The following is a 12,017-nucleotide window of genomic DNA, read 5'->3' as shown; positions in this document are numbered from 1 at the left end:
CGCGGCTTTGGCTAGTAGGAGACGGGTGAAACGGCAGGCGCAGAATCGAATTTCGCGCCGTTGCCCTGCGCCAGTTGCGTCGGCTGCAGCTGTGCATCGTCGCCGTTCGCGAACCGGTCTATGTTGGCTGGTAGGCGGTGCATCGGCGATGGCGGGGCGTCCTCAAGCGGTTGCCAATTGTCGGCTTGCTCATCCTGCGCTTCATAATGCTGCACAACCGGATCGTCATAGCCGCTCCAGCCCGCCGTCATGCTTGCCATTTGCCGGTCCGCGAGGGTCGGGCCGCAGCCCTTGCAATTAATCTCATCCGGCCCCGTCAGATCGGGGCTGCCTTCTGATTGCGCGATCGAGATAGGCGATGCGGAGTAAGAAGAGGATTGTGCGTCGCTGAAGGATAGCCGTGGCGGAGTCGTCGCGTAGAGGCCAAGGCCTAGCCCGCTGACCAACGCGGCCCCCGCGCTTGCCAGGCTGAACAACCAGAAACGGGGGGACATGCGACCTTCTCCTCTTCCGCGCTCGCCTGCGTCATCGCCAGCACCCGGCAAAAGAAACGCACATGAAGATCGGTTGTTGCATGGGTCCAAGGCCTTTGCTAAGGGCCGCCTCCTACCAAGGCACCGGCACCGCCGGTTTCCCTTCAGATGTGCGGTCGTGGCGGAATTGGTAGACGCGCAACGTTGAGGTCGTTGTGGCCGAAAGGCCGTGGAAGTTCGAGTCTTCTCGACCGCACCAATCAATCAGACAAGGTAACCGATTTTTGCCTTCGGGCCTACGAAATGGCGCAGTTCCGCATGGTTCGGCGGCGTGATTTTTGGGAACGTGGGTCGGAGACGCCGTTCATCCCCCTGCCGAGAGGCAAATCTTCCTCCAATTCTCTGTCCGGATTTTCGTCGCACACGCCAGGGAGCCGGTGGAGATGACGGTAGTGCCTGCGCTCAGGCGCCGGTGCCGAACAGGGCTTCCTACGCCGACCAGACGAGCGGGAAGGCGGTTTCGAGCAACCGTGTCCGGTTGATTGAGCTGGGCTGCGCCTTATGAAACAGGTCACGCAGCTCGCTGGCGTCGTCGAGGCTGCGCAAGCATACTCATCCTCGGAGCAGGTCGGCCAGGCCGGTTGTGGCTGCCTGCGCTGTCACCTGACGCAGAAGCGACCGCGATGCCCGGCTAACCCTGCCGAGCTTCTGTTTCTGCAGCCGATAGCCGACCCCAGCCACAACAGATCTGCCGAAAGATTGGGAGCAGGCGCGCCGTAGTGACGCACCCACTCTGCCTTCAGGTCCTTGAGCAACAGCTCGGCCAGCCGATTGAGCGTCATCGACGGGGCCGACCCATCAGGCGGCTGCCTGAAGGCTGCTGATAAGGTAAATCGTCACGCCTTCCGCGCGCTGGATCTTCGCCACGATCCTACCCTTTTTGCGCAGGCCAGTGAGGAAGGTCCAGCAGGTGTGCGGCTGCCAGCAGGTTGCCTGGCCCAGGTCATCGAGCGAGGCGCCACCTTCGCGCGACGAGATAGTGGAAGCAGATATTCGTAGCGCCCGACCCACGACAATGCTGTGACGGCGACGCGCACTTTTTGCCGTCAGACTGTGCTTCCGCTGCGCTTGGAAGCTTCCATTCAATTTACGACCAAGGTTATGGGACGAAGCCGTCGGTCGTGCGTGGGACGGCTTCTCGGCGAATCGATTCTTCTTCAGACAGATACGTTCAAGTCGCCTCTTAATTTGCAAACCTGGCCGTGGGTTCGCCTAAGCCAACCTGGGTTTGGAGAAAGAATGCCCGAGATTTGGTGACATGGAAAAGCTCTCCACTACCGCTATGAAGGCACCGGGCGGCTCTGCGGTGGGGGTGTCAGTTGGTGTCCCCTCATCCTGCACAAAAGCTTCACCGGAATCGAAGGCCGTTCTTCCGAAGGCTATGCTTGTGAGACAAACTCATCCTGGCGATAGGAGACCGTCCTACCGCTGCGCGCAGACGGCTTTACGATCAGCTGCCCAGGAAACTACCGATCCCAGCATCTGAACGACCTGGGGCTGCATATAAGACTCCGCACGATGGCCGAGGGCGGAGTAGAATGCACGACCGCGACCCACGCACTTTGACCAGGCGATCGGATGATCGGAACCCATCCTCAAATCCTGGTTGCCCAGTCCGATCGGTTTGTAAGTCGATTCGTCGATTGTGACGACGACATTCGCACCGGTCTTGCGGGGGCTTTCGCGGAACGAATACCACTCATCCTTCATGTTCCACTCGCTAGGGAGCCCCGCGGCCACAGGATGTTGATAGTTGGTGACGACCAGGCGCGCATCCTGGAACTGCTGGGTTGTCGGATGGCCGGTGAAATAAGCCCCAATCAACTCATCCGCGTACCACTTCCAGAAATATGTGCTGTCGCCACCCGAGCCATGGAGCGCAACGAAGCCGCCGCCCCTTTTGACATATTGCTCAAGCGCGCGCCGTTGCGAGAGGGTGAGCACATCGCCGCTGACGTTGCTCCAGACAATTGCGTCGAATTGGCGCAAGGTCGCCGGATTGATCGACCCGCCCTTGTCGGTGAAGGCAACCGACCAGCCCTTGCTGTCGGCCAATGCCTGCATGGCTTTGCGCGCGGCTGGAATGGCTTCTTTGTGGTAGAAGCCATTGACCTTGTCGAATACCAGGATGTTGGTCTTGCCTTTGGTGAAGGGCAAAGCAGCGCGCTCATTGTCGTACCGGGCGCAGCGGGCAACCTTGTCAGCCGCCGTGACGGGCACCTGACGTAGGCGACGGTCCATTTCAGCCACTTGCTCCGGGGTGAAACGGAGCAGGCTTGCAACAGCGTTCAGATCCATGATCGCGGCGAAGGTTGGCGCACGTGTCCCCATGAATTCCGCAGGCAATTTGGATATGCGACCGGGGACGACTTGCTCCACCGCAGCTTTCGCCTGGTTGCTGAGCAGGATATCGATCATGGGCGTCGCGGCCGAGAATGGCATGTTCCGCAAGGGGCAATCAGTCACCGGCTTGGATCCCTGTGCCGCCGCCTGCGTAGCCATGACGGCAAGCACCGAAGCCATTAATGTCGAGATCATCTTCATCGCGTAATCATCCTGGATTGGGGCCGGAGGCTAGATCATGATCCGATCCAGTCCGATCGGATTACGCTCTATTTATTCTTAGTTTTCCGCATTTTCCGAGCCAGCAGGTGATACCATCTGCCGCGAACATGCTCTAGATTTTGCCTTCTTTGAGGAACTGCGCCGCATGGTGGGCCGCGCGCGCAGACAAGGCCATATATGTGAGCGATGGATTCTGGCAACCGCTCGACGCCATGGCCGACCCGTCGGTGATAAACAGGTTGGGGACGTCATGTGCCTGATTGTAGCGGTTCAGCACGGATTTCTTCGGATCCTTGCCCATGCAAGCAGTCCCCATCTCGTGAATTCCGAGGCCCGGAGGGCCGAGCTCATCCATCTTCGCTACCACATAGCCGCCGGCGGCCTCGATCATCGCGCGGCCATCCGCCTGGATCTGCGCCGCCATCTTCCGCTCATTCTCCCGCAGCTCACAGTCGATGTGGACAATGGGGATTCCCCATTTGTCCGTCCGCGTAGGATGCAGCGTCACCCGATTATCGGCATGGGGCAGCATTTCACCAAAGCCCGAGATATACATGATCCAAGGTGCCAGCTGACGCGTACGTGCTTTCAGCTTTTCGCCTATACCCGGCGTGGCCAGTGCCATCGAACGCCAACCCATGCGCGATACGCCACCTTGATAGCCATAGCCCCGGATGAAGCCCTCGCCTGTCTCGGTAACGTTACGAAAGCGCGGGATATAGATGCCCGTGGGACGGCGGCCATGATAGGTCGTGTCTGGTCCGCGCGGCATCAACCCCGCTGTGGTTAGGCCATAAAGATGGTCCATGAGGTTGCGCCCCACCATGTCGGACGAATTTGCCAACCCGCGCGGATTGGCCTCGCTCTTCGAATTGAGCAGGATCTGCACGGTGGCGATCGAGGAGGCGCAGCCAAACACCATGCGACCTTCGTAAGTACGGCCTTTGCGCGTGTTGCTGTCGATGACCCGCACGCCGGTGACCCGCCCCGTCTTGGGATCGTGGATGATGCTGTGCACAATGGCATCGGTCACGATCGTCAGATTGCCGGTCTTCTCCGCCGCAGGCAGCGACGAACTAAGACTGGAATGATAGGCGCCATAGCTGCACCCGCGTTCGCAAATGGAGCGGTTCTGACAACTCGTCCGGCCCAGTTCCTCATGATGCGGCTGGGCCTGCGACAGATTGGCGACCCGGCCTGATATCACTTTGCGGCCGGGAAACTTGCTCTCGACGGCCTTTTTGAACATCAGTTCGGCATCGTTGAGCCCAAATTCCGGCAGGAACTGACCATCGGGAAGCTGCGGCAGCCCTTCTTTCGATCCAGCAACGCCTATGAATTTTTCAACATGATCGTACCACGGCGCGAGATCGGCATAGCGTATCGGCCAGTCGGAACCGTGACCGTCCCTGCCGTTGGCCTCGAAATCCATCTCACTCAGGCGGTAGGACTGGCGACCCCACATAATGGACCGTCCGCCCAGATGATAGCCGCGGATCCATGCGAAGGGTTTTCCTTCAGGCGTGCTGTAGGGATGCTCGCTGTCTTTCACCCAATATTCTTTGGTCGCCGCGTTCATCGCATAGCATTGCCCCTGAACCGCGTAATCTCGCGCCAGTTCCTCCTCCGGCACGAGATTGGCATTGGGCAAATCCCACGGCTGCATCCAGTCGGTATAGGACGCGCCGTGCTCAAGTTTGCGGCCCCGTTCCAGGACGAGCGTTTTCAGCCCGCGCTCGCACAATTCCTTGGCCGCGATCCCGCCGCTCATTCCCGAGCCGATGACGATTGCATCAAACATCTATGCTCGATCCGATCAGAACAGGCTGGCACCGCCCGAAGCGCGCATACCCGGCGTTACTGGGACCGATGGCTGCCAAGCGCCTGGACTATGTTCGTAGACCAGTTCCTGTGTGAGGGCGGGCTCCGAATAATAATAGAGCGTCACGATCAGCTCCTTGAGTTTCTGATATCCTGGATCGACAACTACTGGCCCAAGAATGAATGCTGCACTCTCGCCCGTTTTTTCGGCTTTTGCTGGAGCTTGGCCCTGAACCGGAGTCTGCACAGGCTCCTGGCGCGGACGTCCATGATTGGGATCGACCACGACAGGTGGGCTGGCGGCGGCCGGTGGCGCGGCAGTTGCGGCGGCGGGCTTGAGAGCGGCTATGTCGTGCGCCGCCAACAATGTGGTGCGGTTTTGAGGATCGAGAGCGACGAAAGGCCGACCATGTTGCGTACGGGCAAGCGCATCGATCCGATCAAGCGCTTCGATCAGCGCGTTTCTGTGGTCAGGACCGGCCCAATCCCGCAGCATGCCGTCGAAAAGTGCCGGTACGCCCACATCCGTTGCACCCGGAGTGTCCGTCCGCGGGACGATCGTGTCGGCCACCGCGCCCAGCAAGGCGAAACGCGGCGCTGACAGAAACAGAGTGCTTCCCTCAGCTGTCGCGGCAAAAAGACCGTCCAGCGGCAAGGTGGCGGCACCAAGAAGAAACATGGCCCGGCCGAGCATATCTCGGCGATTGATATCGAAAATGTCTGACTGCATCAGTCAGGCTCCTCTCAAGCCTGCGCCCAGCAATGCTGGATGTAACGATAGCCATTTTCATAAACGTCTCGCGGATCGGGAAAGAAGTCGCGCCAGACGCGGGTCGCAGCAGCAAGCTCCGGCAAGCCTTTTCCGAAGGCTTCAATCGTCAACCAACCCTGATAACCGCGCGTCTTCAGCGCAGCGATGGTTTCGGCAATCGGAGCGTGGCCGCTGCCGGGCGTACCGCGGTCATTCTCGCTAATATGGACGTGGTTGACGTCACCCCGGTCATAAGCCTTGAGAAGCGCAGCAACCGGATCCTTTTCCTCGATATTCGCGTGAAAAGTGTCAAAAAGCATCCCAAAGCCGTCTTCGTTCAGTCGCGCGAGATAGGCGCTGGTTTGTTCGCAAGTGTTGAGCAAATGGCATTCGAAACGGTTCAGCGGCTCTAACGAACAGATCAAGCCAGCATCCCGCGCGGACTTGGCGATCCGGCGATGGACTTCGGCGCAATGGTCGAGTTCCGCTTCCGTGGGTCCCTGCCCGGTGAAATCGCCAAGCGCCTGGAACCAGGGACCTGCCAGAAGCTCTGCGCCAAGCTCCGCGCAACAATCGATGACCTTCATCAGGTGATCGATGCCCGCCTGGCGTGCTGCTGCATCCGGGGAGATCGGCGAATGCGCGGCATTGGGGATTATGGTGACAGCTGTGCGTTGAAGCCCCATATCGTCGAGCCGACGGCCAAGCGCGCGATAGTGACCCGAATCGGATGGATCGAACACGGGCACCTCGACGCCATCGTATCCGGTCGCCTTTAGTGCCTCCAGCACCGGGACATGCTGATCGGTCACATGCCCGGTCCAGAGCAGCAGATTCATGCCGATCTTCATACCGCGCTCATCTCACTTGCCTTCAATCCGGCCGCGCGTTTGCGGCGCTCCACCAGCCACACGCCAGCGAAGATGAAGAAGAGCACGACTGGGATAATGGCGATGGTTTTGAACGAAGTCTCGGCGGCATAGGCCATGACCTGACCATATTCCGGCGAGCTCGGCTGCAATGCGGCAAAGGCTTCGGTCCCGCCCGCTTTGGACAGCTTGGCCCGATCGTAAATGGCGCCAAGTTCGGGCAATACGAAATAGATCGCCATGGCTCCGGCAAAGCCGATCAGGCCGATCCCCCAGGCGCCGCTGCGGAAATAGCGCCGCGAAACCGCAGCCATCATCGTCGGCCACATGAAGCAGACGCCGATGGCCCAAAGCGTCGCAGCGACGATAGCGGTGAACGGAGAATTGGCCGTGCTGAGCAGGTAAAGGCCAGCCGCAGCAGGAATGGTCGACATGAGAAGCAGGCCCATGTCGGAAAATCGCTTGTCGAGCGGCCCCGCAAAGTGCCGCATGACGAACATGATCGCGGACACATAGGCCAGAACCAGGATGCCCGGCATCTTGACGGTCTGCGTCAGGGCAATATCGACCCACGCGCCGGGCGCGAGCTCGGCCGAGGCGGTCAGGAACATGATCGCGAAGAAAATCCAGAATGTCGGGCGACGGAACGGCTCCATCATCATGTCACGGAAGGGGACACCCTGCGCGGTGCTCTCGGTTTGGGGAAAGCGGTGCCGTGCCGCCCAAATGCCCAGTAGCGCCCCGGGCACGATCGGCAGGGCGATCAATGCTTGCCAGGGGAGGTCGAGTATCTTGAAGAAAAGGACGCTCAGAAGGCCGCCCACTACAATCCCGGCGGGCCACCAGGCATGCAGATGGTTCAGCTTCCCCGTCTTGTCATCGGCGTAGAGCGTCGTCGTAACGGGGTTGATAGTCGCCTCGCTGGCGCCCCATCCCAGGCCCCAGACGACCATCGCCACGTTGAGCATCACATAGGACGAAGTGCCCAAGAGCGGACACGACAGGACAAGCAACGGCCCAACGACAAAGCAGGCCGATGCCAACAGGATGCACCGCTTGGCCCCGATCCGATCCAGCAATGGGCTGATCACCAAAAGGCTCAGCGCGAAGCCGAGGAACGAGCTTCCGAGCACAGTGCCGATCATCTCGCCCGAATGCTGCGCATCGATGGGATCGAGCAAGGCAGTCTTGATGGCGCCCGCCGCGCCCGCCCGGATCGAATTGGACATTGCCGCGACGAACAGCGAAAGAACACAGATCCAGAATAACGCGCGCCGATCGTAAAGCCGTTCTTCCATGGTCATCCCCTGCCTTGTCTTTATATGTCTTGCCCAATCCCCAGAACCGCGTTGAGCAGCGCCTTGTCCGCCGTTCCCCCGGCGAAGTCATCAAATGCCCTGTCGGCTTTGCGGATCATGTGGCGAGCGATGAACGGCGCGCCCTCGACCGCACCCTGTTCGGGATGCTTGTACGCGCATTCCCATTCCAGCACCGCCCAACCCTGATAGCCATAGTGCGTCAGCTTGCTGAATATGCCGGTGAAATCGATCTGCCCATCGCCCAGCGACCGGAACCGCCCCGGACGTTCCGCCCATCCTGAGTAGGAACCATAGACCCCGGCGCGCCCATTAGGACGAAATTCGGCGTCCTTGACATGGAACGCCTTAATCCGTTCATGATAGATGTCGATGAAGGCCAAGTAATCCATCTGCTGAAGCAGGAAATGACTTGGATCGTACAGGATGTTGGCGCGCGAATGATTGCCGACTGCATGCAGAAATCGCTCGAATGTCACCCCATCATGCAGGTCCTCACCGGGATGAAGTTCGAAACACACATCGACGCCATGATCTTCAAAGACGTCGAGAAGCGGCGACCAGCGACGCGCCAGTTCGGCAAACCCCTCTTCGACCAGCCCGGCAGGACGCTGTGGCCAGGGATAAATGGTATGCCAAAGGAGCGCCCCCGAGAAGGTTGCATGCGCAGTGCAACCAAAGCGCTGGCTCGCTTTCGCGCCGAGCTTCAACTGCTCGACCGCCCACTCCGAACGAGCTGCCGCATTGCCATGCAGGTGCGACGGCGCGAAAACATCGAACAGGCGGTCATAAGCGGGGTTAGTGGCGATCAACTGCCCTTGAAGATGGGTCGATAATTCAGTGACTTCGACCCCGTTCGCTGCACAGATGCCTTTGACTTCGTCGACATAATCCTGGCTTTCAGCGGCTTTTTCCAGATCGAACAGCCTGCGGTCCCAGGTCGGGATCTGCACGCCCTTGTAGCCGAGGCCACCCATATAGCGGGTGATCGCGTCCAGTGAGTTGAACGGCGCTTCATCCCCTGCGAATTGGGCGAGGAAGATTGCGGGACCCTTCATATCATATCCTGTCAAAGGTCGGTCCAGACCGCGCCTGCGCGGCTGGACTTCAAGCTGGCGTCGATGAATTTCATGCCGGAAAGCGCGTCCGCCATCGTCGCGAAACCGGGTTCGTCCTCGGAGCTTGGCTCGCTGCGGATCGCTCGGCCGAATGCGGCGTAGATATTCGCAAAGGCTTCCAGATAACCCTCCGGATGCCCTGCGGGCGTGCGTTGAATGGCGAGGATATCTGGGGCGAGATAGGCGCGGTTCGCCCCCGCGTTCCAGATTTCGGTTGGCTTGTCCCGGTAGCCGATGCGCAGCGTATTCGGCTCCTCCTGACGCCAGTGCAGCCCAGCCTCGTCGCAATAAATATCAATCGCCAGGTCGTTGATGTCGCCCACACAAACCTGGCTCGCGGTCAAGGTGCCACGCCCTCCCCCGGCCAGTCGGAACAGTGCGGCCCCGTCGTCGTCAATGCGTCGACCGGGCAGCATATTAAGATCGGCGCAAATCGCTGAAATCCGTTCCCCGGTAATAAACTCAACGAGGTTCGCGGCGTGGGTGCCGATATCTCCGAACGCGCCCGCCTGCCCCGATCGCGCGGGATCGACCCGCCACTCGGCCTGCTTGTTGCCGATCAGGTCTTCCGGGCGCGACAGCCAATCCTGCATATATTTGACAGATACCCGGCGAACTTTGCCCAATGTGCCGGAGGCAACCATCCGGCGTGCCTGCTTGACGAGCGGATATCCGGTATATGTGTGGGTCACCGCGATCCGGCGCCCCGTGAGCTGCGCCGTGTCCGCGATCGCCTGCGCCGCTTCCAGACTGTCCGCCAACGGCTTGTCGATGATGACGTCGAACCCTGCCTTCAGCGCGGCAATTGCCGGCTCAGCATGCACGTGATTGGGGGTTACTATCGCCACGGCTTCGATCCGCTCGGCCGGGGGCAGCGCAGCCTCGGCAGCGAGCATCTGCTCCCATGAATCATAGGTCCGCGCCGGATCGACACCGATCTCCTGACCGGATGCGCGTGAGACGCTCGCGTTCGACGAAAACGCCCCAGCGACAAGCTCCCAGTTGCCAGCAATCGCCGCAGCAGTCCTATGGATGCCACCAATGAACGCACCGGTGCCGCCGCCGATCATGCCATAGCGTACGCGCTCCATTGCACTCCTCTTCCCATTTGCGCGACCTTTGGCCGCGTCGAGATTGCTTAATGCCATCGGCGAACAGCCTTGGCAAGGTAATTGAACGGTATAGTACGTTTAATCTACGTTCAAGGGCAACATCAACGAAGAAGTGGTCGTGCGCTTCAACGCCCCTGGCCTTTATTGCTTCAAATGTCTGCCGCACCTCGGGATGGGCATGGTCGGGCTAGGACCGATCAAGCAGCCGAGCGAGGCAGACGGACCGTATTTCGGAACGGAAAAAGGGGCGGTTGTACGGCCACAAAGGTCGCTCTCCGCCTCCGGTGACGATCACTAACGTGGGCTTGGAGCCTTGCGCTAAAGCGCTTTGGAGGTTTCCGCCCGACCCTATGCGAGCACCGGATTGGTTGCTTCAATCGCCTCGCGCTCGGTTTGTGCGCCCAACAATAGCGGCACGGCCATAACTTCGCTTTGCAGAAGGTCCGGCAGCTCGTCTAAAGGCAGGCCGTCAGGATTTTGCATCACAATGAATTATCGCCATTCCTTCCATGCTGGCAATAGCGCCGATGTCGTAAAGCACAGCCTGCTGATCGCCCTCGTGCGGGCTTTGCAGCACAAGCAGAGCGCGCTGACCCTGATCGACACCCATGCCGGTTGCGGGCTGTACGACCTTGGCGGCGACGAAGCCCAACGCACCGGCGAAGCCACGCAGGGCGTGCTGCGGGCCTTTGCCGATCCGAACCCGTTGCTGGACGACTACCGTGCCGCCGTACGGGCGGTGAATGTGGGTGACGAACCGCAGCTTTACCCCGGCTCACCGCGATTTCTGGCCCAGCTTTTGCGCCCGCAGGATTTCCTGATCCTCAACGAAAAGCACCCGGAAGACGCTTACGCCCTGCGCGGCGCGATGCGGGGCACCAGCGCAGCCGTGCATGAACGCGACGCCTACGAACTTTGGCTGGCTATGGTTCCGCCCCGCACCGCGCGCGGCGTGGTGGTGGTCGATCCGCCCTACGAACAGCCGGACGAACGCGCGCGTATCACCGCCACCCTCGCCGCCGCTTACCGCAAATGGGCGCATGGCGTGACGGTTATCTGGTATCCGCTGAAAGACAGCGCCACGCATTGGCGGTGGAAGCAGCAGTTACGCAAGCTCGGCATCCCGAAATTGCTGCTGGTGGAGCATTGGCTATACGATAGCGAGCAACCCGGAATCTACAACGGCGCGGGCCTCTATATCGTCAATCCGCCCTATGCTTTCACACAGGCATTGCCGCCATTGTTGGAGGCTTTGCGCGCCGCGCTGGCGCCCGAAGGGCATAGGGGCGAGATTATATCCGGTTGGTTGGGCGATTGAAATAAACCCTCGTCCCCTCTCCTTCCGGAGGAGAGAATTGCCGCGCTTCAGTGTGCAAACAAATTGTATCACGTGGATTTTTGCAACACGGTTTCACGTTCGGTGGCCGTGCTCCAGACGATTGTGCCTATGCGCCAGTTAGCGATGGACTCGATCATGTGATCCTGTTCGATCAGAGTGGCGACGGAGGGCGTCGAGAAAACCCTGCGACACCAGGGGTGAAGTACCGCTGTTGACATGCTAGGGGTATGAGATGTTTCAAGCACCCGGCCGCAGCGGCACTGTAGAGATCGACGGTTTCAAATATGATTGGGAACTCCTGAGCGAGCCTCAGTTGTCTTCTTCCGATGGCTGGAAGGGAATGACTGTCTCCCTACGTCAGAGAGACATGCCGCGCGAAGCCGTGTTGGAATTTCCGGCACCCAAGCGGCTGATGAGAGGATTGCCGAAAGGGCGCTTGCATATCAACGATGCGATTGCTTCGCGAGGGGTGCGGGCAGCATTATCGGCAGGATGGGATCCTGCGTCCCGAGGCAAGCCCACGGTTTTCATGGTTGATGCCAACGGTGACTAAGGGGGCGTAAATCGTGCACGCCGCCATCGCAATATAAATG

General features: G+C 59.9%; 14 protein-coding genes and 1 tRNA gene. 5 read left to right on the top strand and 10 right to left on the bottom strand.

What is annotated here, in order from left to right:
• Positions 1–11: 11 nt before the first annotated feature.
• Positions 12–494, bottom strand: coding sequence for a hypothetical protein (locus ACZ5U1_RS12300; RefSeq protein ID WP_464778655.1), 483 nt, complete (start codon positions 492–494; stop codon positions 12–14).
• A gap of 151 nt (positions 495–645) precedes the next feature.
• On the opposite strand from ACZ5U1_RS12300, the gene ACZ5U1_RS12295 reads away from it, so the two are divergent.
• A tRNA-Leu gene (locus tag ACZ5U1_RS12295) sits at positions 646–732 on the top strand.
• 599 nt (positions 733–1,331) lie between these two features.
• On the opposite strand, the gene ACZ5U1_RS12290 is transcribed toward ACZ5U1_RS12295, so the two are convergent.
• Positions 1,332–1,544, bottom strand: coding sequence for a DUF3489 domain-containing protein (locus tag ACZ5U1_RS12290; RefSeq protein ID WP_464778654.1), 213 nt, complete (start codon positions 1,542–1,544; stop codon positions 1,332–1,334).
• 411 nt (positions 1,545–1,955) lie between these two features.
• Positions 1,956–2,951 (bottom strand): ThuA domain-containing protein, encoded by a 996-nt coding sequence (locus ACZ5U1_RS12285; protein ID WP_464778653.1) that lies wholly within the window; start codon positions 2,949–2,951, stop codon positions 1,956–1,958.
• Here ACZ5U1_RS12285 and ACZ5U1_RS12280 point away from each other — a divergent pair.
• Positions 2,950–3,084 (top strand): hypothetical protein, encoded by a 135-nt coding sequence (locus ACZ5U1_RS12280; protein WP_464778652.1) that lies wholly within the window; start codon positions 2,950–2,952, stop codon positions 3,082–3,084. The two genes, ACZ5U1_RS12285 and ACZ5U1_RS12280, sit on opposite strands and share 2 nt — an antisense overlap.
• Before the next feature lie 126 nt (positions 3,085–3,210).
• Here ACZ5U1_RS12280 and ACZ5U1_RS12275 read toward each other — a convergent pair whose 3' ends face one another.
• The 6 genes from ACZ5U1_RS12275 to ACZ5U1_RS12250 are packed head-to-tail and all read right to left on the bottom strand — an operon-like array spanning position 3,211 to position 10,064.
• A complete protein-coding gene (locus ACZ5U1_RS12275) occupies positions 3,211–4,899 on the bottom strand; it encodes a GMC oxidoreductase (RefSeq protein WP_464778651.1) in 1,689 nt (562 codons plus the stop codon).
• 15 nt (positions 4,900–4,914) lie between these two features.
• Positions 4,915–5,649, bottom strand: a complete 735-nt coding sequence (locus ACZ5U1_RS12270) for a gluconate 2-dehydrogenase subunit 3 family protein (protein ID WP_464778650.1) — start codon at positions 5,647–5,649, stop codon at positions 4,915–4,917.
• A 14-nt stretch (positions 5,650–5,663) separates the two neighbouring features.
• Entirely contained in the window at positions 5,664–6,521 is an 858-nt protein-coding gene (locus tag ACZ5U1_RS12265) for a sugar phosphate isomerase/epimerase family protein (RefSeq protein WP_464778649.1), read from the bottom strand.
• A complete protein-coding gene (locus ACZ5U1_RS12260; protein ID WP_464778648.1) occupies positions 6,518–7,837 on the bottom strand; it encodes an MFS transporter in 1,320 nt (439 codons plus the stop codon). Before ACZ5U1_RS12260 ends, ACZ5U1_RS12265 begins: the two co-directional genes overlap by 4 nt.
• A gap of 20 nt (positions 7,838–7,857) precedes the next feature.
• Entirely contained in the window at positions 7,858–8,913 is a 1,056-nt protein-coding gene (locus ACZ5U1_RS12255) for a sugar phosphate isomerase/epimerase family protein (protein ID WP_464778647.1), read from the bottom strand.
• Between the two features lie 11 nt (positions 8,914–8,924).
• Positions 8,925–10,064: a Gfo/Idh/MocA family protein gene (locus tag ACZ5U1_RS12250; RefSeq protein ID WP_464778646.1), complete on the bottom strand. Its 1,140-nt coding sequence runs from the start codon at positions 10,062–10,064 to the stop codon at positions 8,925–8,927.
• Positions 10,065–10,197: 133 nt separating this feature from the next.
• On the opposite strand from ACZ5U1_RS12250, the gene ACZ5U1_RS12245 reads away from it, so the two are divergent.
• On the top strand, positions 10,198–10,383 hold the full coding sequence (locus ACZ5U1_RS12245) for a plastocyanin/azurin family copper-binding protein (protein ID WP_464778645.1): 186 nt from the start codon (positions 10,198–10,200) through the stop codon (positions 10,381–10,383).
• A gap of 50 nt (positions 10,384–10,433) precedes the next feature.
• On the opposite strand, the gene ACZ5U1_RS12240 is transcribed toward ACZ5U1_RS12245, so the two are convergent.
• A complete protein-coding gene (locus ACZ5U1_RS12240) occupies positions 10,434–10,568 on the bottom strand; it encodes a hypothetical protein (protein WP_464778644.1) in 135 nt (44 codons plus the stop codon).
• A gap of 4 nt (positions 10,569–10,572) precedes the next feature.
• On the opposite strand from ACZ5U1_RS12240, the gene ACZ5U1_RS12235 reads away from it, so the two are divergent.
• Positions 10,573–11,403, top strand: a complete 831-nt coding sequence (locus tag ACZ5U1_RS12235; protein WP_464778643.1) for a 23S rRNA (adenine(2030)-N(6))-methyltransferase RlmJ — start codon at positions 10,573–10,575, stop codon at positions 11,401–11,403.
• Between the two features lie 253 nt (positions 11,404–11,656).
• The gene (locus tag ACZ5U1_RS12230; protein ID WP_464778642.1) at positions 11,657–11,977 is read left to right on the top strand and encodes a hypothetical protein; all 321 of its coding nucleotides are present in this window, start codon (positions 11,657–11,659) and stop codon (positions 11,975–11,977) included.
• The last annotated feature ends 40 nt before the right edge of the window (positions 11,978–12,017 follow it).

It is taken from the genome of Sphingobium sp. TomTYG72, from assembly GCF_055394715.1.
This window is presented reverse-complemented; position numbering and strand designations above follow the sequence as displayed.